At 68.9% G+C, this 18,229-nt stretch carries 19 protein-coding genes and 1 riboswitch; of the genes, 9 read left to right on the top strand and 10 right to left on the bottom strand.

Annotated features, from left to right (window positions below; genetic code table 11):
* The first annotated feature begins 93 nt into the window (after positions 1-93).
* Entirely contained in the window at positions 94-1,023 is a 930-nt protein-coding gene (locus tag ACQPYS_RS14040) for a DMT family transporter (RefSeq protein ID WP_433492861.1), read from the top strand.
* A gap of 147 nt (positions 1,024-1,170) precedes the next feature.
* On the top strand, positions 1,171-1,464 hold the full coding sequence (locus ACQPYS_RS14035) for an MTH1187 family thiamine-binding protein (RefSeq protein ID WP_433492860.1): 294 nt from the start codon (positions 1,171-1,173) through the stop codon (positions 1,462-1,464).
* 18 nt (positions 1,465-1,482) lie between these two features.
* Here ACQPYS_RS14035 and ACQPYS_RS14030 read toward each other — a convergent pair whose 3' ends face one another.
* Both ACQPYS_RS14030 and ACQPYS_RS14025 read right to left on the bottom strand, forming a co-directional pair.
* Positions 1,483-2,070, bottom strand: a complete 588-nt coding sequence (locus ACQPYS_RS14030; RefSeq protein WP_433492859.1) for a YdcF family protein — start codon at positions 2,068-2,070, stop codon at positions 1,483-1,485.
* A gap of 69 nt (positions 2,071-2,139) precedes the next feature.
* The gene (locus ACQPYS_RS14025; protein WP_433492858.1) at positions 2,140-2,514 is read right to left on the bottom strand and encodes a MerR family transcriptional regulator; all 375 of its coding nucleotides are present in this window, start codon (positions 2,512-2,514) and stop codon (positions 2,140-2,142) included.
* 62 nt (positions 2,515-2,576) lie between these two features.
* Here ACQPYS_RS14025 and ACQPYS_RS14020 point away from each other — a divergent pair, with 62 nt between their 5' ends.
* A complete protein-coding gene (locus tag ACQPYS_RS14020) occupies positions 2,577-3,464 on the top strand; it encodes a polysaccharide deacetylase family protein (protein ID WP_063034394.1) in 888 nt (295 codons plus the stop codon).
* Here ACQPYS_RS14020 and ACQPYS_RS14015 read toward each other — a convergent pair.
* From ACQPYS_RS14015 to ACQPYS_RS13985, 7 genes are all read right to left on the bottom strand, one after another.
* Positions 3,445-4,641 (bottom strand): GNAT family N-acetyltransferase, encoded by a 1,197-nt coding sequence (locus tag ACQPYS_RS14015; RefSeq protein WP_433492857.1) that lies wholly within the window; start codon positions 4,639-4,641, stop codon positions 3,445-3,447. The genes ACQPYS_RS14020 and ACQPYS_RS14015 overlap by 20 nt on opposite strands.
* A 99-nt stretch (positions 4,642-4,740) precedes the next feature.
* The gene (locus ACQPYS_RS14010; protein WP_433492856.1) at positions 4,741-6,054 is read right to left on the bottom strand and encodes an aminotransferase class V-fold PLP-dependent enzyme; all 1,314 of its coding nucleotides are present in this window, start codon (positions 6,052-6,054) and stop codon (positions 4,741-4,743) included.
* Between the two features lie 45 nt (positions 6,055-6,099).
* Positions 6,100-6,213, bottom strand: a riboswitch (SAM riboswitch).
* 408 nt (positions 6,214-6,621) lie between these two features.
* Positions 6,622-7,653, bottom strand: a complete 1,032-nt coding sequence (locus ACQPYS_RS14005; RefSeq protein WP_433492855.1) for an aldo/keto reductase — start codon at positions 7,651-7,653, stop codon at positions 6,622-6,624.
* Between the two features lie 169 nt (positions 7,654-7,822).
* Positions 7,823-8,071, bottom strand: coding sequence for an SDR family oxidoreductase (locus tag ACQPYS_RS14000; RefSeq protein WP_431938262.1), 249 nt, complete (start codon positions 8,069-8,071; stop codon positions 7,823-7,825).
* Between the two features lie 249 nt (positions 8,072-8,320).
* Positions 8,321-9,145 (bottom strand): NADPH-dependent oxidoreductase, encoded by an 825-nt coding sequence (locus tag ACQPYS_RS13995; protein ID WP_433492854.1) that lies wholly within the window; start codon positions 9,143-9,145, stop codon positions 8,321-8,323.
* 87 nt (positions 9,146-9,232) lie between these two features.
* Positions 9,233-9,871 (bottom strand): carboxymuconolactone decarboxylase family protein, encoded by a 639-nt coding sequence (locus tag ACQPYS_RS13990; RefSeq protein WP_431938264.1) that lies wholly within the window; start codon positions 9,869-9,871, stop codon positions 9,233-9,235.
* 18 nt (positions 9,872-9,889) lie between these two features.
* Positions 9,890-10,456 (bottom strand): VOC family protein, encoded by a 567-nt coding sequence (locus ACQPYS_RS13985; protein WP_063034388.1) that lies wholly within the window; start codon positions 10,454-10,456, stop codon positions 9,890-9,892.
* A gap of 109 nt (positions 10,457-10,565) precedes the next feature.
* Here ACQPYS_RS13985 and ACQPYS_RS13980 point away from each other — a divergent pair, with 109 nt between their 5' ends.
* The 6 genes from ACQPYS_RS13980 to ACQPYS_RS13955 all read left to right on the top strand — a co-directional run bounded on the left by ACQPYS_RS13980 (position 10,566) and on the right by ACQPYS_RS13955 (position 16,461).
* Positions 10,566-11,198: a TetR/AcrR family transcriptional regulator gene (locus tag ACQPYS_RS13980; protein ID WP_433492853.1), complete on the top strand. Its 633-nt coding sequence runs from the start codon at positions 10,566-10,568 to the stop codon at positions 11,196-11,198.
* A gap of 116 nt (positions 11,199-11,314) precedes the next feature.
* On the top strand, positions 11,315-12,574 hold the full coding sequence (locus tag ACQPYS_RS13975; protein ID WP_433492852.1) for a CaiB/BaiF CoA transferase family protein: 1,260 nt from the start codon (positions 11,315-11,317) through the stop codon (positions 12,572-12,574).
* Positions 12,571-13,491: a hydroxymethylglutaryl-CoA lyase gene (locus ACQPYS_RS13970; protein ID WP_433492851.1), complete on the top strand. Its 921-nt coding sequence runs from the start codon at positions 12,571-12,573 to the stop codon at positions 13,489-13,491. Before ACQPYS_RS13975 ends, ACQPYS_RS13970 begins: the two co-directional genes overlap by 4 nt.
* A 50-nt stretch (positions 13,492-13,541) precedes the next feature.
* Complete coding sequence (locus ACQPYS_RS13965; RefSeq protein ID WP_433492850.1) at positions 13,542-13,925, top strand: nuclear transport factor 2 family protein; 384 nt, start codon at positions 13,542-13,544, stop codon at positions 13,923-13,925.
* Positions 13,922-15,100, top strand: coding sequence for an acyl-CoA dehydrogenase family protein (locus ACQPYS_RS13960; RefSeq protein ID WP_433492849.1), 1,179 nt, complete (start codon positions 13,922-13,924; stop codon positions 15,098-15,100). Before ACQPYS_RS13965 ends, ACQPYS_RS13960 begins: the two co-directional genes overlap by 4 nt.
* Complete coding sequence (locus tag ACQPYS_RS13955) at positions 15,097-16,461, top strand: phosphotransferase family protein (protein WP_433492848.1); 1,365 nt, start codon at positions 15,097-15,099, stop codon at positions 16,459-16,461. Before ACQPYS_RS13960 ends, ACQPYS_RS13955 begins: the two co-directional genes overlap by 4 nt.
* Before the next feature lie 221 nt (positions 16,462-16,682).
* On the opposite strand, the gene ACQPYS_RS13950 is transcribed toward ACQPYS_RS13955, so the two are convergent.
* Positions 16,683-18,215 carry a long-chain-fatty-acid--CoA ligase gene (locus ACQPYS_RS13950; RefSeq protein ID WP_433492847.1) on the bottom strand — a complete coding sequence of 511 codons (1,533 nt, stop codon included), beginning with the start codon at positions 18,213-18,215 and terminating at the stop codon, positions 16,683-16,685.
* Positions 18,216-18,229 lie beyond the last annotated feature (14 nt).

The following is an 18,229-nucleotide window of genomic DNA, read 5'->3' as shown; positions in this document are numbered from 1 at the left end:
ACCGGGGGCCGCCGTTCGATGTTTTCTCAAACTTGCGCTCGCAAACCAGAAATTGTCTGGATCGAGGGGTGGCGGGCGCACTACGTTCGACATATGACCGAGTTGTCTCTCGGGCGGGGGCGCGCGTTGCTCGCCGCGGCCGTCACCGTCGTCCTGTGGGCCTCGGCGTTCGTCGTCATCCGCACCGCCGGAGCGGATTTCTCGCCGGGCGCGCTGGCGCTGGGCCGATTGGCCTCGGGTTCGGTGGTTCTGGTCGCGCTGCTGCTACTGACCGGTACCGGCCTCCCCCCGCGTTCGGCCCTGCGCGGGATCATCGTCTCCGGAGTGCTGTGGTTCGGGGTCTACATGGTGGCCTTGAACTGGGCCGAACAGTATGTCGACGCCGGTACCGCCGCGCTGGTGATCAATACCGGCCCGGTCATGATCGCGCTGCTCGGTGGACTCTTTCTCGGCGAAGGTTTCCCGAAACGGCTCATGGCCGGTATCGCGGTGGCGTTCGCCGGCGCGGCCGTGGTGGGACTGTCCAGTTCCGCGGGCGCGGCCACCGTGCTCGGCGTCGTACTGTGTGTGACGGCCGCCATCGCCTGGGCAGTAGCGGTGCTCGTCCAGAAGCCCGCGCTGGCGCATGCCTCGGCCCTGCAGGTGACCACCGGCGGATGTGTGGTGGGTACGGTGGCGTGCTTGCCGTTCACGGGCCGCTTGATCGGTGAAGCGGCCGCCGCGCCGCTGCCGGCCACGCTCGGTCTGATCTACCTCGGCGTATTCCCCACTGCTGTCGCCTTCACCACCTGGGCCTACGCCCTGGCCCGGATGACCGCGGGACAGGTGGGCGCCACCACCTACGCGGTACCGGCGCTCGTGGTCGTGATGTCCTGGCTCTTCCTCGGCGAGGTGCCCCGCCCACTGGCACTGGCCGGCGGAGTTCTGTGCCTCGCGGGAGTCGCGATCACCCGGTGGCGACCGCCCGCACCCCGAAGCCCGACCACACGACGCGACCGCGACCTCGACGCGGATCCGGTGTGACGGTCCAACGGCGGCAGCCGGGTCGGCCGGTGACGACTGCGCCGGCGGGCCGACCCGCCACGTGGTGAGGGCGTGGTTCCCCCGGACCTGCGTACGGTATAGAAGATCAGCGCAGCCATCCTCCCCGACGAACAAGGAGAGCACGATATGCTCGCCGCTTTCTCGATCACCCCCATCGGCTCCGGCGAGAGCGTCGGAGATCAGGTCGCCACCGCGGTCCGGATCATCCGGGACAGCGGACTCGCGTACCGGACCGCCGCCAGTTTCACCGAGATCGAAGGCGAATGGGATCAGGTCATGGGCGTCATCAAGGCGGCGACCGATGCGGTGCTGGCACAATCCGATCGGTGCGGCATCGTCATCAAGGCCGATATCCGGCCCGGCCGGACGAATACGCTCAACACCAAGGTCGAGTCGATCGAACGCCGCCTCGCCGAGTGATCCCGCCCCGCTGAGGGGCTACCGCGCGAATGGCACAGATACCCGGCCCCGCTTCGTGTATCCGACGATGGCGAACAGCGGTTTGAGGAGGGTCCACTCGCCGAAGCGGTATTCCGCGCCGCGCACCAGCCGGTCCGCGAGGTCGGGGCGCAGGACGGCCAGGTGTCGCCGGGCCTGCTCGGCGTGCATCGGATTCGATACGATCTTGATCCGATCGGCGGCTTCGATCAGCGCGATGGCGTTCTCGATGTTCTCCCGGGTGCTCCGCGAGGCGGTATCCAGCGCGACCGGGCCGGACCAGCCGCGTTCCCGCGCATAGGCGGCCATCAATTCGGCTTCGGGCCGCGTGCCCACGACCGCGCCGCCGCAGAAGACCATCCAGGTGTCGAGCCGGGTGTCGCAGGAGCGCAGTCCGGCGCGCACCCGCCATCTGTTCAGCGCATTGACCGTCGGTGCCGCATTGCGAAACCCGAGTACGACGACCGCTTCGCTCGCGCCGGTCGCGGACCCGACGAGCCGCCGCGACGACCTCCAGTTCACCCACTCGCCCCAGGCGAGCACGGCGACACCGGCGGCGAGCAGTATCCGTGACGTCCTCACGAGCATCGGAGCGTACCCGTCCGCACGCAGTCTCCCGTGATATGCCGGAAGCGATCCCGGAACCGGTTGCGGCCGCTACACCCGCTGGCCACCGTATTCGCGTACCGCACAGAGGTATTCGGTGACGGCGTCCCGGTTCCGCTCCAGGCAGCGGATCCGTTCGCTCATCCGGTCCCGTTCGCCCTCGAGGGTCGCGAGCATTTCCGGGGTCGCGTCCGGAAAGTAGATGGACCGCGGCTTGTCCAGGCACGGGAGAATCTGTTTGATGATCCGGGTCGGCAGCCCGGCGTCGAGCAGTCCCCGGATCTGCAGGACCCGGTCGACGAACCGCTCGTCGTAGCTGCGATAGCCGTTCGCGCACCGCTGAGCGGCGATCAGACCCTGTTCCTCGTAGTAACGCAGCAACCGGCGGGACGTGCCGGTGCGCCGTGACAGTTCCGCGATCCGCATTCCACCGACCTCACCCGAACAATTTGACCTTCACATCTGTGTGATGCTTCGACCATAGCCGAATGGACAACGAACTGTTCGACTACAGCGCCATCGTCGACCGTGAGCCGATCCGGTGGCCGGGCGGTGCACGCGTGGCGTTCTACGTGGGACTCAATATCGAGCACTATCGGGTGGACCGGCCCTCCACCAGTATCTTCGCCGGGACCGCCGGGCAGGTCCCGGATCCGCTCAACTACGGCTGGCGCGATTACGGCCCCCGGGTGGGGTTCTGGCGGATCCTGGAATCGCTGGACCGGCACGGTATCCGGGCCAGCGCCCTGCTCAACTCCGACGTGGTCGACCGTTACCCGCGCCTCATCGAAGCGGGCCGGGACCGTGACTGGGCCTGGCTGGCACACGGCCGGAACAATTCCGTCCTCCAGGCCGAGATCTCCGCGGCGGACGAGCGCGCCTACCTCGCGGATGTGCTCACCACCATCGAACGCGGCACCGGGACGCGACCGCGCGGCTGGATGGGCCCCGCGCTCTCCGAGAGTTTCCGCACTCCGGCATTGTTGCGCGAACTCGGCGTCGACTACGTCCTGGACTGGACCAACGATGACCAGCCCTACCCGTTGCGCGTCCCGGGCCTGTTCAGCGTGCCGTACTCGGTGGAGTTGAACGACAACACCCTGTTCCTCGGCACCGGGCTCGGCGGCCCCGATTTCGTCCGGATCGTGCGGGATCAGCTCGACCGGCTGTGGGCGGACTCCGAAACGAGCGGCCGCGTCCTCGCCCTGGCCCTGCATCCCTTCGTCACCGGGCAGGCGTTCCGGGCCCGGTACCTCGACGAAGCACTGGCCTACATCGTCGAGCATCCCGGCGTATGGGTTACCACCAGTGACGAGATCGCCGCGCACTACGCGGCCGGCCGGAGCGAGGAGGCGGTCAGAAGTACGTCCCGCTGAACGGGTGCTCGTCTACCTCGAACAGCGCGTCCGCGGTCGCCGCGGCGCCGGGCCGGTGCTCGGTGACGCGGCCCGCGAACACCAGGTGGCGCCAACGGGTGCCACCGAGGTAGGCGGCCGCCAACGCCGCGACGTCGGTACCGAGGTCCGCGGGCTCGTCCACCCGGGTGACCCCGCCGTCCCCGATCCGGTAGTTGCCGGTGTTGGCGGGCAGGATCGGATCGGTGACCGCGACGACCAGCGGCCGGCCGGGCCGATAGGTTCGCCGGGCCAGCGCGGCCGGGACATCGACCAGCCGCAACCAGGTCTCGTCGCGGATATCGGTGACCCGGACCGCCCGCTCATCGATCAGCAGGTGCCGCAGCGGAGTGTCGGGCGAGATCGCGGACAGCACGACCGCGTCGACGATATCGGCGCCGAGCAGGTGACGGACGAGACCGGTGAAGGCGGCGGGAGTCGTCGCGACGAGATCGTCGACCACCACCGTCCGTCGTGGACCGCGCGTCCATTCCGCGGACTCGGCGGCGCGATAGCGTACGAACCCGTCCTCCGCACCGGGTTCGCCGTGCACGGCGACATGGCCCCGGGCCCGTAACAGCTCCTGTAACCGCCACCAGTACGAGGGGCGATCGATCGCCGCGGTCCACGTCACCTCCGCGGTCGCGTAGATCTTGGCGGGTATCTCCCAGCTGTCCGGGGGTGCGAGCAGCCGGACCGGTCCCGCGGTGGGTACGGTCTCGCGGAAGCGGGCCCGGTGCACATCGATCTCGCAGCGCGCCGACGAGCCGGCGACGCCGTATCCGAACCGTTCGTAGATACCCCCCTGGGTCGCGCGCAGTGAAGCGACGACCTCCCCGCGGGCGGCGATCTCGGTGAGCTGGCGGCGCAGCAATGCGGTCGCGATCCCCTGCCGCGCGTGTGTGGACAGGACACCGACGTGCGTCACCGCGGCGTGCGGCAGGCGTGCCCCGCCCGGCGCCACCAGCCAGCTGGTGTAGGAATTCGCCGTCCCGACCAGTTCACCGCCGACCCGGGCGCCGAGGGTGCGTCCGGGTTCGGTCAGCGCGTCGGCGGCTTCCGCCGAGATCGGCGGAATGCCGACCATCGCGGTACGGAACACCTGCTGCGCGGCGTGCACATCTGCCGGGTCGGTCATCGTGTCGATGTCGACGGTCATCTCGGCTCACTCCGGTCGGTTCGGGATCGATGCGGGAATCCGGCGAAACCGCAGGACATCATTGGGTACCTATCTCTTCTTGACACGGCACCCGGCGGGTCACGCCGTGCACGGGGCGGCCGCGGTATCCGGGCCCGCGGTCAGGCCGGGACGGGTCTCCGGGACCGGATCCCAGCGGCCGTTCGAGCAGACATAATCCCACTGCGGCCCGGCCGTGACCAAAGTCCGTACGGCGTCGAGCAGCCGATCCACATCATCGGCGCCGGTGCCGAGCCCGATACTGGCGCGCAGTGCGGCATCGAGCCCGAACCGAGCCAGCAGCGGGTGGGCGCAGAAGCGGCCGTCACGCACGCCGATCGCGTGTTCGGCGGACAGATAGGCCGCGACCCGGCCCGGTTCGAAACCGTCCACGGTGAAGGCGACGATGCCCACAGAGTCGGTGCTGTCGCCGAAGATCCGGAGGCATCGGACACCGGCGATTTCCGTCAGTCCGGTGCGCAACCGGTCGGTGAGCACCCGTTCGTGCGCCGCGGCCGGACCGGCGAGTTCAGTGAGCGCCTCGCAGGCGGCCGCCAGCGCCGCGGCGCCCAGCACATTGGGTGAACCGGCCTCGTGCCGATGCGGCACCGCCGCCCAGGCCGCGGTATCCGGGGTGACCTCGGTGACCGCGCCACCGCCGGCCAGATACGGCGGCGCGGCGTCGAGCCAGTCGCGGCGCCCGGCCAGCACCCCGGCACCGTACGGTGCGTACAGTTTGTGCCCGGAGAACACCACATAGTCGATGTCGGTGGCGCACAGATCGATACGCCGATGTGGCGCCAACTGGGCCGCGTCCACCAGGATCCGCGCACCGTGGCGATGGGCGAGCGCGGCCAGCTCCGTCAGCGGCAGCACCTCACCGGTGACATTGGACGCGCCCGTGATCGCGAGCAGAGCCGCCGGTTTCGCGCCGAGTTCGGCGGCGAGACGGTCGACGGTCTCGGCGAGGGTGCCGGCGGCCGGCACCACCCGGCGGCCGCGCCCGGCCCAGGGCAGGAAGTTGGCGTGGTGTTCGATATCGAGAACCACGGTATCGCCGGGTACGCAGGCGGCGAGCAGGTTGAGCGCGTCGGTGGTGTTCCGGGTGAACACCACCTCCTGGTCGGCGGCGCAGCGCAGGAAGTGGCGGACCGTTTCGCGGGCCGCCTCGTAGCAGCGGGTGGAGATACGCGAGGCATATCCCGCGCCGCGGTGCACACTCGCGTAGTACGGCAGCAGATCGCCCACCCGTGCGGTGACCTGCGCGAGGGCCGGGGCGCTGGCCGCGTAGTCGAAGTTTGTGTAGGTACGGGTACCGCCCTGGACCAGCGGCACCCGCAGGTCGTCGCCGGAGACGCGGGCGGGAGCACAGGTGAGGTCGAGAACAGCGGTCATCACGCAATCCCTTCGATGGAGGGACTCCGGGCTTCGATTCGGCGGAGTCCGCGCTTGCCGTGCTCGGTCGAGCAGCGGCCAGGTCGTCACCCGGGGCACCCCACCGCGGAGGAGGGTTGCCGGCCAGCAAGCCGGGGCTTCACGCTGGCACTCATGACCTGGTGCGAGGTTGGCATACGGCCACCGGCTTGTCAACTCGACCACGATCCATCCGTTCCACCCGCGCCGGCTCGGCGTACACACCGCCCGGAAACCCACCTGTCCTTCGCGGTCCGCGCATCCGCTGTGCTCCAGCTGTTCTCGAATCGGGATACCGCTCGCTTCGGCACTTCGGATCATCGTGATCGGGTCCGTGGCCCGGAAACCTCTACACCGCCCCGGCACCGTCGGCGGCGCGGGCACCACGTGGCTGATGGGTGCTGCGAGGACGTCGCGAAATCGCTGCGCCGTTACAGGATCTCGGCATCACCCCACTTCGTGCTGTCCGATACCCCGTACCTGCTCGAGATCCGGCGCCGGGGCGCCCGGCTCCTGCCGTTGCTCCGCGACCGAGCAGGGCGCACCGGATCAAAGATCCAACCCGGTTCCGTGGATGCCGTGCTCGTCGATGAGGGCGAGCTCGTCATCGGTGAGTTCCGGGAACTCGAGCGCCGCGAGATTGTGGTCGAGCTGGGCCGTGCTGCTCGCCCCGATCAGCGCCGAGGTGACCTCGGGCCGCCGCAGCACCCACTGCAGCGCGAGCTGGGCCAGCGACTTCCCGCGGGCCGCGGCGATCTTGTTCAGTTCGGCGGTGCGGCGACGATAGGTCTCGTCGATGGCATCCGGCGACAGGAAGGTGCTGTCGACCGCACGGGCATCCTCAGGGATACGCTCGAGGTACTTGTCGGTCAGCAACCCCTGTGCCAGCGGCGAATAGACGATGGCGCCGAACCCGTCGCGCCGCGCGGTGTCCAGCAGCCCGTTCTGTTCGGGGCGGCGGTCGTAGATCGAATACCGGGCCTGATGGATGAGCAGGGGTACACCGGCGGCCCGGAGCAGTTCGGCGGCCTCGTGGGCGCGGTCGGGCAGATAGTTGGAGATTCCGATATACAGCGCTTTGCCCTGCTGTACGGCGCCGACCAGCGCACCCACCGTTTCCTCCAGCGGAGTCCCGAGGTCGGGGCTGTGGTGGTAGAAGATATCGACGTAATCGGTGCCGAGATCACGCAGGCTGTGCTCGAGCGAGGTGAGCAGCGATTTGCGGGAGCCGCCCTTCAGATACGGGCTCGGCCCGATCGGATTCCCGGCCTTGGTCGACAGGATGAGCTCGTCCCGGTAAGGCGCGAGATCCTTGGCGAGCACCCGGCCGAAGTTCTTCTGCGCGGCCCGATGCGGCGGACCGTAGCGATCGGCATTGTCGAAATGGGTGATACCCAGGTCGAAGGCGTGCAGAATGATCTCACGCTGGGTCGCGAAGGGGTAGTCGGTACCGAACTTCTGCCACAGTCCGAACGAGAACGCGGGCAGGTCGAGGCCGGAGTTGCCGCTGCGGCGGTACGGGACTTTCTCGTAACGCTGCTCGGCGGCGGTATAGGTCAGGTCGTAGGGGGCATAGCTCATTCGGTCAGTTGATCACCCACGCGGCACCGGGCGCGACGGGTCGGCTCAGCCTGATCGAAATCGGGCGCCGGAACACCGGCCCCGGTCCACCGGCGGCTCGTCATTGTTGTACGACCGGAAACCCCGGACGCACCTCCCTCGATCCGGTCGGCGCGCCTCGCCGGCAAGTTCAGGCGACCCCGCCGTTGACGTAGAGCACCTGCCTGTTCACCCACCGGGCCGGTCCGGCGAGGAAAGCCACCGTTTCCGCGATATCGGCCGGTTCGCCGAGTCGTTCCAGCGGAGACATCCGGGCGATCCGGTCGACGGTGTCCGCGTCCTCGCCGTCGAGGAACAGCGGCGTCGCGGTCGGACCCGGGGCGACCACGTTCACGGTCACATCGCGACCCCGCAACTCCCGCGCCAGAATGAGTGTCATCGCCTCGACCGCGCCCTTGGTGGCCGCTTAGGCAGCATAGCCCGGCTGCTGGAGCCGGAGCACCGCGGCCGTGGACGGCGGAGACGACGTCCTCGGCCCGGCCCACGTTTCCGGCGTAGTGCACCACCACGGTCATCCCGTCGGCGGCGAGGCGCTCGGCCACGGCCCGTCCGATACCACCGGAGCCCCCGGCCACGAACCCACCGGCCCCGGATTCCGTTCGGGGAACGCCACTACCGCTGTGTGGTGTCAATACAGTGGAAACCCCTGTGCCGCCAACGATTCGCGCAGCCGGTCGCGACCCTTGAGCGCTGTCGCCGAACCCAGCCGGGCCAGTACCCGATCGATCCACGAATGCGCCAGATCCTGTTCGGCGTAGAACTGTGCGATGCGCTGCTGGTAGTCGTCGATATCGGCGAGCCGGGCGGGCGTGTAAGTCTCCTCGTGCAGCACCGCGGCCTGCGGTAGGCGCGGTTTGACCCGGGCGTTCTCGGCCGGATCGGGCCGGCCCACCACCAGGCCGACCACCGCGAACACCCCGGACGGCAGGTCAAGTTCCGCGGCTACCTGCTCCGGATTGTTGCGGATCGCGCCGATGTAGACGGTGCCCAGCCCCAGCGATTCCGCCGCGACCAGCGCGTTCTGTGCGGCCAGCGCCGCATCCAGGAACGCGACATAACTGGATTCCAGGTAGTCTGCGCCATCCAGTGGCGCACCGCGCTCGGCGGCCAGATCGCGCAGCCTGGCGAGGTCGGCGGTCCACACCAGCAGCAACGGGGCCTGCCGGATCTGTTCCTGGTCCCCGGCGAGCGCGGCAAGGCGGGCTTTGCGCTGCGGGTCGCGGACCGCGACCACACTCCACACCTGGAGATTGGAGGAGGTGGGGGCGGACTGGGCGGCCGAGATCAGCAGCTCCAGCACGCCGTCCGGCAGCGGGTCGGGCAGATAGCGGCGTACCGATCGGTGTTCGTGCAGCACCCGCAGTACCGGATTCCACTCGGCCGGGGCCGTCGGTGCGGGATCACGGTAGCGTTGCGCCACCACCTGGTCCGGAGACGGTGCGGTCTGGGTCATGCTGCCATCGTCGCCGCCGGGGCGGGCGCGGTCAGCGGTTGGCCGCAGCTCGAGCCGAAAACCCGGCCGCACCCCCGGCATAGTCGCTCAGGCCCCGGACAGGTCCGCGGAGAGATCCCTGGCCTCGGCGCCTTCCGGCAGTTGCACCTCCTCGATCAACTCCGGTCGATCGTCGTACTCGAGCCGCAGGGCCCGGCAGATGGTCGCGTGCATGTCGTAGAGCGTGGTGATGTAGGTGAGTTCGAGGATCTCCTGATCGCTCAGCGACCCGCGCAGCATCTCGAACACCTCGTCGGGGACCCGGCCGCCGTCGTAGACGAGCCCGTCGGTATAGGCCAGCACCGCCCGCTCGAGCGGGGAGAAGACATCGCTGACCTGCCAGTGCGGAATGGCCGTGATCTTCTCCTCGGGCACCCCCAGCGAGCGCATCTGCTTGCAGTGCTGTGAGAACACGAATTGACTGCCGCGGGCGAAACCGGCCCGGCTCTGACCGAGTTCGCGCAGGGCCGGGTCCAGCGTCGCGTTGCGGTAGACGGCGAAACCCCGGACCGCGTGCCGGAACACGTCGGGTGACTGGGCGAACACCGTCCACCAGTCACCGGGGGTGGCATGGACGGTGCCGTGGTCGACGGCCGGATCCTTGTCCGGCCCGAAGAGCCGGTCGTAATAGAACAGGATCCGCTCGTCGGTGACTTCGGCACGGGGTACTTCACGCAACCTGGGCACGGTGGCGCTCCTTTCGGCTCAGTGCGACGCGGGGACGCGGCGGTCGGCGGCGGTCTTCGGTTCGTGCGAGACGTCGGATTCGGTGAAGACGCGTGTCCAGCAAGCGAATTCGAGCAGTACACCGTCGGGGTCCTGGAAGTAGAACGAGCGTACGAAGGTGCCCGGGTGCACCTCCCGGGAGACCCCGGCGCGGCTGTCGTCGTGATTGAGCACGCGACTGACCTGGATCCCCTCCGCCCGCAACCGCTCGTAGTATTCGTCGAACTTCTCCGGCGGTACGGCGAAGGCGACATGGTTCATCGAACCCACCGCGCTCACGAGTTCGCCGGCATCGGGCAGACCTTTGGGCGCCGCCACGCCAGGCACGGCGTCGGGTGCGTCGGCGAGCCAGAAGAAGGCGAGCGTATTGCCGTTACCGCAGTCGAAGAAGAAGTGCTGCCCCAGATCCCCGGGCAGTTCGATGGTCTTGATCAGCGGCATACCGAGTACACCCGTATAGAAATCGATGGTCCGGCGCATATCAGAGCACACCAGCGCCAGATGGTTGATCCCGCGTAGTTCGTACCTCGGGTTAGGGGCGTTCATCGCAATCCTTCCTATGGGCGACAATGTCGCGTGAGCGGCCGTTCCGGCGGTCGCCGCAGGAGTGAAACATGACTTGACAGTCATGTCAGCTTCGGGAATAGTCTGTCCCGTGGCGAAGTCATCTGTCAACAGTTCCCCCGCCTCGGTCGACACCCTGACCCCGCGGGGACGCAAGACGCGTGACACTCTGCTGGACGCGGCCCGCCGCGTCTTCGAGACGGTGGGATTCCTGGACGCCCGGGTGGAACTGATCGCCCAGGAGGCCGGGGTCTCCTACGGCACCTTCTACCGGTATTTCGAATCCAAGGACGACGTCTTCGGGGAACTGAGCAACCGGCTCTTCGCGGATATGCACCGGCGCGAGCCCGCGGCGTCCGATCTCTCCCCTGCCGCACGCCTGATCGCCTCGAACCGGTCCTACTACCAGGCCTACCGGCGCAACGCGCCCATGATGGCGATCATCGAACAGGTCGCGACCTTCAACGAGGAGTTCCGCCGGCTCCGGCACGAGCACCGCCGCCAGCTGATCGACCGCACGGCCCGCGCGATCGCCCGCTGGCAGTCCGACGGCCTGGTACCCACCGGCCTCGACCCCGAATTGGCCGCCCGTGCCATGTCCGCCATGGTGGACCACACCCTGTATCTGTGGCTGATCCAGGGCGAGGACGCCGACGAGGAGGCGCTGCTCGCGACCCTCGATCAGATGTGCGTCGGCGCCCTCCAGCTCGACCGAGCGCCCTGACCGGCGCAGACGCGTCGTACCGCACGAACCCGGCCTCCTGGTGGGATCTCCCCGTCCGACCCGACACCTCGTTCGCTACGACAGCTCCCACCCCTGCCGTTTCGAGGAGGCAAGTAATGACAACGGATTCGCGATCCGGCACGGACGCGCCGCCGCGTGGCCCGCTCGAGGGTTATCGCGTTCTGGAACTGGGCACGCTCATCGCGGGGCCCTACTGCGGCCGGCTACTCGGTGACCTCGGCGCGGATGTCATCAAGATCGAGGCGCCGGACCGGCCCGACCCGCTGCGCCAATGGGGTCAGGCCGAAGGCGGCCACCAGTATTTCTGGACAGTCCACGCCCGCAACAAGCGTTGTGTCGGTATCGACCTGCGGACCGACGCGGGCCGCGAGATCTTCCTCGACCTCGTTCGCACCGCCGATGTGGTGGTGGAGAGCTTCCGGCCGGGGACCTTGGAGCGCTGGGAAATCGGCTACGACGTCCTGGCCGCGGTATCCCCCGGGCTGGTACTCGCCCGGGTGTCGGGCTACGGCCAGACCGGGCCATATTCCTCCCGGCCGGGCTACGCCTCGGTCGCCGAGGGTGTCAGCGGTCTCCGGCACCTCAACGGGTTCCCGGGCCAGGCACCGCCCCGCATCGCCCTGTCGCTGGGCGACAGCCTCGCCGGAATGTTCGCCTTCCAGGGTGTCCTGGCCGCCCTGCTGGTGCGCGAACGCACCGGCCGTGGGCAGATCGTCGACGCGGCACTCACCGAGGCATCGCTGGCGATCCAGGAATCCACGGTGCCCGATTACCACAAGACCGGGCATATCAGGCAGCCGTCGGGGACCCGGCTGGACCGGATCGCGCCCTCGAATCTGTACCGTGCCAAAGACGGTCTGTGGGTCATCATCGCGGCCAACCAGGACACCGTGTTCGGACGGCTGGCGGTCGCGATGGGCCGCCCCGAACTCGCAACCGACCCGCGCTATGTCGATCACACCGCGCGCGGCCGCAATCAGGACGAACTCGACGAGATCATCGCGGCGTGGGCGGTGGAGTTCACCGCGGCCGAACTCATCGATCTGCTGGCCGCGGCCGATGTGGTGGCCGGACCAGTCAATACCGTCGCCGAGGTGATGGCCGACCCGCAGTTTCTCGCCCGCGACCTGTTCGTCGATCACCGCGATCCTTCGGCCGAGCCCGCCGACCCCGGATACGACCCGGTACCGGTGAAAGGTGTCGGCGTGGTCCCCAAATTGAGCGAGACACCGGGCGGCGTCCGCTGGGGTGGACCCGGTCGCCCGGGTGCCCACACCGATGAGGTGCTCGGCGAAATCCTCGGCTACGCCGCAAACCGGCTCGGCGAACTGCGCGCACAGGGAACCATCGCATGACCGCCCCGGCACAGGTCGATATCCGCGAGGTCGGACCACGCGACGGCCTGCAGATCGAGGCCCCCATCGCCACCGAGGCCAAACTCGAACTGATCGCGGCACTGGCGGCGACGGGAGTCAGCCGGATCGAGGTCACCTCGTTCGTGTCCCCTCGTGCCATACCGGCGCTCGCCGATGCCGAACTGGTCGCCACCGAGTTGCACCGCTGGCCGGACGTGGCGTTCTCGGCTCTGGTCGCCGGACTCGGCGGGGTGCGGCGGGCGCTCGCCGCGGGCGTCACCCGGCTCGAGTACGTGGTCTCGGCTTCCGATGGGCACAGTGCCGCCAATGTCGGCCGGACCAGCGAGGAGTCGATCGCACTGATCGGGCCCGTCGCCGAGATGGTCCACCGCGCGGGCGGCGAGTTGGAGGTGATCATCGCGATCGCCTTCGATTGCCCCTTCGACGGACCCACCCCGCCGCATCGGGTCGCCGAGATCGCGGCGCGCGCCCGGGCGGCCGGCGCCGACAGTCTCTCCGTCGCCGACACCGTCGGCACGGCCACCCCGCGCCGGACCGCCGAGGTCGTCGACCTCGTCCACGGCGCGGTCCCCGGCGTGGAGATCGGGCTGCATCTGCACAACACCCGGGGGCAGGGCCTGGCCAACGCGTGGTCGGGTTATCTGCACGGCGTGCGCCGATTCGACGCCGCGGCGGGCGGTTTCGGCGGCTGCCCCTTCGCGCCGGGCGCCAGCGGCAATATCGCCACCGAGGAACTGGTCTACCTGTTCGAGGACAGCGGTATCGCCACCGGTATCGACCTGCCCGCCACCCTCGCCGCCGCGAAGCTGGCCGCCGATCTGCTCGGCCGGGCCGCCGATAGCAATCTGCTCCGTGCCGGTGGGCGCCTGCACCCCTCGTCCGCGCCCGGACGCTGAACATCGCCGGAGGCCATGCCACCGGTCGTGCCGAAAGAAGAGGACATCCGATGAACGACCTGGCCGATCGTTTCTTCGCCGCCGTCAGTGCGGGCGATGAAGCGACCCTGACCGAGCTGTACGCTCCCGACGCTCGGATCTGGCACAACGACAAGGGCACCGAGGAAACCGTCACCGAGAACCTGCGGGTGCTGCGCTGGCTCTCGCGCACCCTCGTGGATATGCGCTACGAGGACATCCGCCGGTACCCGCTGCCCACCGGTTTCGCCCAGCAGCACGTGCTGCGCGGCGAACTTCCCGGACACGGTCCGCTCGAGGTGGCGGCATGCCTGTTCGTCGAGGTCCGTGACGGGCACATCGTCCGCATCGACGAATACGTCGACTCGGCGGCGACCCGGCCGCTGCGCGCGTTCACCACCGGCCGGAAGGGATGACGACGATGGACACCCGGCTGACCGGACTCACCACGCGGATGCGCGGGTTCATCGACGACGAGGTCATCCCCCGGGAGCCGGAACTCGCCCGCGACGACGACAGCGCCGGGCAGGCGCTCGCCGGTCTGCGCGCACGAGCGAAGGAACTCGGTATCTGGGCACTCGGCCATCCCGCCGAGGTGGGCGGCGGCGGTCTGCCGTTCCTCGATTTCGTCTACCTCAACGAGATCATCGGCCGCTCCGAGTTCGGGCAGCTGGCGGTCGGGTCGGTCACGATGCAGGACACGATCATGCTGCATCTGCACGGCACCGAGGAGCAGCGCCGGCGCTGGATTCCCGGATTGGTTTCCGGGGATGTCCTGCCGTCGGTCGGGCTCACCGAGCCCGAGGTCGCGGGCTCGGACCCGACGCTGATCGAGACGCGCGCCGTACCCGACGGCGACAGCTGGGTGATCAACGGGCACAAATGGTTCACCACCGGAGCGGAGCAGGCGGCGTTCTGCACCGTGTTCGCCCGAACCGAACCCGACAGCGAGCCCCGGCACGCCCGGATCAGCGCGATCATCGTGCCGATCGATACGCCGGGTTTCGAGATCGTACGCTCGATCCCGACCATGGGGCACGACCCCAGTGATCACTACGAGGTCCGGCTCACCGACGTCCGCGTCTCCCTGGACAATCTGCTCGGCGAACGCGGCAAGGGTTTCGCGGTGGCCCAGGATCGGCTCGGTTCCGGCCGGATCTTCCACGGTATGCGCTGGCTCGGCCAGGCCCAGCGCGCCTACGAACTGATGTGCGCCCGGGCCAACGCCCGTTTCGCGCATGGGTCGCTGTTGGCGGAGAAGGGCGAGATCCACCGCTATATCGCCGAATCCGCCGCCCAGATCCACGCGGCACGACTCATGACCCTCGATGCCGCGCGAGCGATGGATGCCGGCGAGGACTATCGCGTCCGTGTCGGACTGGTGAAGTTCTGGGGCGCGCGGATGCTGCACGATGTCATCGATCGCGCCATCCAGGTACACGGCGCGCTCGGCCTCACCGCCGATACTCCGCTGGAGCGGATGTACCGGCAGGCGCGGTACGCACGTGTCTACGACGGCCCCGACGAGGTGCACCGGATGTCCACCGCGCGGCGCCTGCTACGTGATCCCGGGGCCGCACCGTGGCTGTGACGACGCCGCCGGCCACCCTCGCCGACGGCGTACGTGCCGTCCTGGCCGCCGCCACCGGTACCGAACTCACCGGCACCGAGGTGCGCCGGCTCACCGGCGGCGCCAGCCGCGAGATCTACGCGGTGCGCGCCACCGACCGCACCGGCCACGAGAGCAGCGCGGTGCTGCGCCGGGATCCGCCCGGCCGGGGTGAGGCCGACCGGATGCGCGCCGAAGTGGCGTGTCTGCGCGCCGCCGCGGCGGCCGGGGTGCCGGTTCCCGAGGTACTCGCCTCCGGGGACACCGCGCCCGGTATCGATGCCCCGTATCTGGTGATGAACACCGTCCCCGGCGAATCGATTCCGCGCAAGCTACAGCGTGATCCCGGCTTCGCCGCTGTCCGTTCGCATCTCGCCGAGGATTTCGGTTACGTGCTGGGGCTGGTCCATCGAACGCCGGTGAAAACACTCACCATGCTGGACGACCGGGACCCACTGGACGCCATCGAGAAAACCTATCGGGACCTGGCCGAACCCCGGCCCGCGGTGGAGATAGGCCTACGCTGGCTGCGGGACAACCGGCCACCCGATCGGGCGGCCGGCCTCGTGCACGGCGATTTCCGGCTCGGCAACCTGCTGATCGACGCCGACGGGATCCGCGGTGTACTCGACTGGGAACTCGCCCATCTCGGCAACCCGATCGAGGATCTGGGCTGGCTCTGCGTTCGCGCCTGGCGTTTCGGTGCGACGGCACCGGTGGGCGGACTCGGCACCAGAGGCCAGCTCCTGGACGGCTATCAGCGCGCCACCGGGGACCGGCCGGCGGTGGCCGAATTGCACTGGTGGGAGGTTTTCGGCACCCTGAAATGGCTGGTACTGAGCCGGTTCCAGGCCGAACGCCATCTCGGCGGCGCCGAATATTCGCTCGAATTGGCCGCCATCGGGCGCCGGGTCTGCGAATCCGAGTACGACCTGCTCGATGTTCTGGGCCTACTCGACGCCGCGCCCGGCGACAGCGCATCCCCGGCCCCGGCACCGACGGTTCACGATCGCCCGGACCTCATAGAGATCCTGGATCTCGTGAGGGAAACGCTTACCGGGGAGATCGGCCCGGCCCTACCGGAGGATGCCACCGCGCAACGCTATCTGCTGCGTATCTGTGCTTCGCTGCTGCAGATCGGCGGCCGGGAACTGCGATCCGGTGCCGAACCCACGGATCGGGTGTACGAGATGCTGCGTGCCCTGGACTGTCCCACCGAGGCGGTGCTGGCCGAACGGCTCCGTTCCGGCGCTCTCACGGTCGCGGAGCCACGGGTCCGCGACGCCGTGAACGCCGCTGTCGAGACGAGACTGCGAGTGTCGAACCCGCGCCGGCTCGGCTGAACCTGCCCCGCTCGCGCCGCCGGGCGAGCCCCCGCACCGGGGCTCGCCCGGCGGCGTGTTGTCGTATCGGCCCGCGCGCAGCTCACGCCGAAGGACCCGGGTACGGCTGTGCCGCCTACCGGGTCCGCGGTCCTACCGGGTCCGCGGTCTGTCCCGTGCACCGGATCACCTGTGCAGCGGGGCCGGCCGGGCGGTCTGTCCACCCGGCCGGCCCCGTTCCCTCATCCCTCGGGTGAGAACCGCTCGCGCAGTTCCCGTTTGAGGACCTTTCCGGTCACATTCTTCGGAAGCCCGTCCACGAACTCGACGCGCCGCGGCACCTGGAAACCGGCGAGATGCTCCCGGCAGCCGGCGATGATGTCGGCGGCCGCCACGGTCACTCCGGCCCGCGGCACCACGACCGCGCAGACCACCTCGCCCCAGGTCTCGTCGGGTACCCCGATGGCGGCGGCCTCGGCGACCGCGGCATGCCGGTACAGCGCCTGCTCCACGGTGAGCGAGGCGACATTCTCGCCACCGCTGATGATGAGGTCCTTCTTCCGGTCGACGATGTAGACGAAACCCTCGTCGTCCTGCCGGACCAGATCCCCGGTGCGGAACCAGCCGTCGGTGAACGCGGCCTCCGTCGCCTGCGGATCGTTCCAGTAACCGACCGTCACCTGATCGGCACGCACGACCATCTCGCCGATCTCGCCGACCGCGACATCGGCGAAGTCGTCATCGACGACCCGGATATCGGCCAGCCGCATCGGTTTACCCGCCGACATCAGCAGGCCCGTTTCGCCGGCGGCCGCCCGGCGGTGCGCCGCGGCATCCAGATGCAGCACATTGCCGGCGAGTTCGGTCATCCCCATGCCCTGGTAGAAGTCGCAGCCGAACCGCTGCAACCCCTCCCGCAGGACCGCGGCCGGTATCGCCGCCGATCCGTAACCGACCGCCTGCAACGTGGCGAGCGCGCCGGTGTCCAGTGCCGGGTCCCGGAGCAGGAAGCTGATCATCGTCGGGGCCAAACCGGTCTGGGTCACCTGCCATTCGTCGACCAGCCGGAGGAATGTGGTGTTGTCGTAGGTCCGGAGGAACCCGACGGTGGCGCCCAGCAGATGGTTGACCAGTGTGACGTATCCGCCGACATGACAGAGAGGGAAACAGAACAGGAACACGGTGTCCTCGGGCAGTTCCCACTGCAGCGCCGACGAGGTGACCCCGGCGAGCAGGTTGCGATGACTGAGCATCACGCCCTTCGGGGTGCCGGTGGTCCCGCTGGTGTACACCAGCCAGGCGGTATCGTCGGCCGCCGGACGTACCGGCGGCTCCGTGGCCGCCGCCCCGTCCACGAAATCCGCCCACGCGATGGCCGATTCGACGGGACCGTCGATCGAGACCACGGTGTGCACGGTGGGGATCTCCGCCCGTACCCGCGCCACCAGATCGGCGAATTCCCCAGCGACGATCAGCACCCCGGCGCCCGAGTGCCGCAGCAGTGCCGCCACCTGATCCGGATGGGACCGGAAGTTCAGGATGGTCAGCGCCATACCGGCCATCGGCACGCCGTAGTAGCAGTCGAAGTACTCCGTGCAGTTGGCGGAGAGAATAGCGACCCGGTCACCGGGCGCGGCCACACCCAGCAGGGCGTTGGCGAGCCTGCGGCTGCGATCGCGCAGCTCCCGGTAGTCGACTTGTTGGTTTTCGAACCGCAGGGCGATACGGTCCGGATGTTTACGTGCGCCGTATTCGACGATGTCACCGACCAGCACGGTTTCCGCTCCTT

The sequence above is a fragment of the Nocardia grenadensis genome (assembly GCF_050942415.1).
Taxonomy (GTDB): Bacteria; Actinomycetota; Actinomycetes; order Mycobacteriales; family Mycobacteriaceae; genus Nocardia; species Nocardia grenadensis.
Note: the sequence above shows the minus strand (reverse complement) of the source record. Positions and strands in the feature narration are given on the sequence as shown.

What these genes read in the sequence shown, in the direction of transcription:
- ACQPYS_RS13960 (WP_433492849.1), top strand. Translation starts at nt 13,922, where the DNA reads ATGACGACGATGGACACCCGGCTGACCGGACTCACCACGCGGATGCGC.
- ACQPYS_RS14035 (WP_433492860.1), top strand. Translation starts at nt 1,171, where the DNA reads ATGCTCGCCGCTTTCTCGATCACCCCCATCGGCTCCGGCGAGAGCGTC.
- ACQPYS_RS13965 (WP_433492850.1), top strand. Translation starts at nt 13,542, where the DNA reads ATGAACGACCTGGCCGATCGTTTCTTCGCCGCCGTCAGTGCGGGCGAT.
- ACQPYS_RS13970 (WP_433492851.1), top strand. Translation starts at nt 12,571, where the DNA reads ATGACCGCCCCGGCACAGGTCGATATCCGCGAGGTCGGACCACGCGAC.
- ACQPYS_RS13995 (WP_433492854.1), bottom strand. Translation starts at nt 9,145, where the DNA reads ATGACCCAGACCGCACCGTCTCCGGACCAGGTGGTGGCGCAACGCTAC.
- ACQPYS_RS13975 (WP_433492852.1), top strand. Translation starts at nt 11,315, where the DNA reads ATGACAACGGATTCGCGATCCGGCACGGACGCGCCGCCGCGTGGCCCG.
- ACQPYS_RS14010 (WP_433492856.1), bottom strand. Translation starts at nt 6,054, where the DNA reads ATGACCGCTGTTCTCGACCTCACCTGTGCTCCCGCCCGCGTCTCCGGC.
- ACQPYS_RS14015 (WP_433492857.1), bottom strand. Translation starts at nt 4,641, where the DNA reads ATGACCGTCGACATCGACACGATGACCGACCCGGCAGATGTGCACGCC.
- ACQPYS_RS14020 (WP_063034394.1), top strand. Translation starts at nt 2,577, where the DNA reads ATGGACAACGAACTGTTCGACTACAGCGCCATCGTCGACCGTGAGCCG.
- ACQPYS_RS13985 (WP_063034388.1), bottom strand. Translation starts at nt 10,456, where the DNA reads ATGAACGCCCCTAACCCGAGGTACGAACTACGCGGGATCAACCATCTG.
- ACQPYS_RS14025 (WP_433492858.1), bottom strand. Translation starts at nt 2,514, where the DNA reads ATGCGGATCGCGGAACTGTCACGGCGCACCGGCACGTCCCGCCGGTTG.
- ACQPYS_RS14030 (WP_433492859.1), bottom strand. Translation starts at nt 2,070, where the DNA reads ATGCTCGTGAGGACGTCACGGATACTGCTCGCCGCCGGTGTCGCCGTG.
- ACQPYS_RS14005 (WP_433492855.1), bottom strand. Translation starts at nt 7,653, where the DNA reads ATGAGCTATGCCCCCTACGACCTGACCTATACCGCCGCCGAGCAGCGT.
- ACQPYS_RS14040 (WP_433492861.1), top strand. Translation starts at nt 94, where the DNA reads ATGACCGAGTTGTCTCTCGGGCGGGGGCGCGCGTTGCTCGCCGCGGCC.
- ACQPYS_RS14000 (WP_431938262.1), bottom strand. Translation starts at nt 8,071, where the DNA reads ATGACACTCATTCTGGCGCGGGAGTTGCGGGGTCGCGATGTGACCGTG.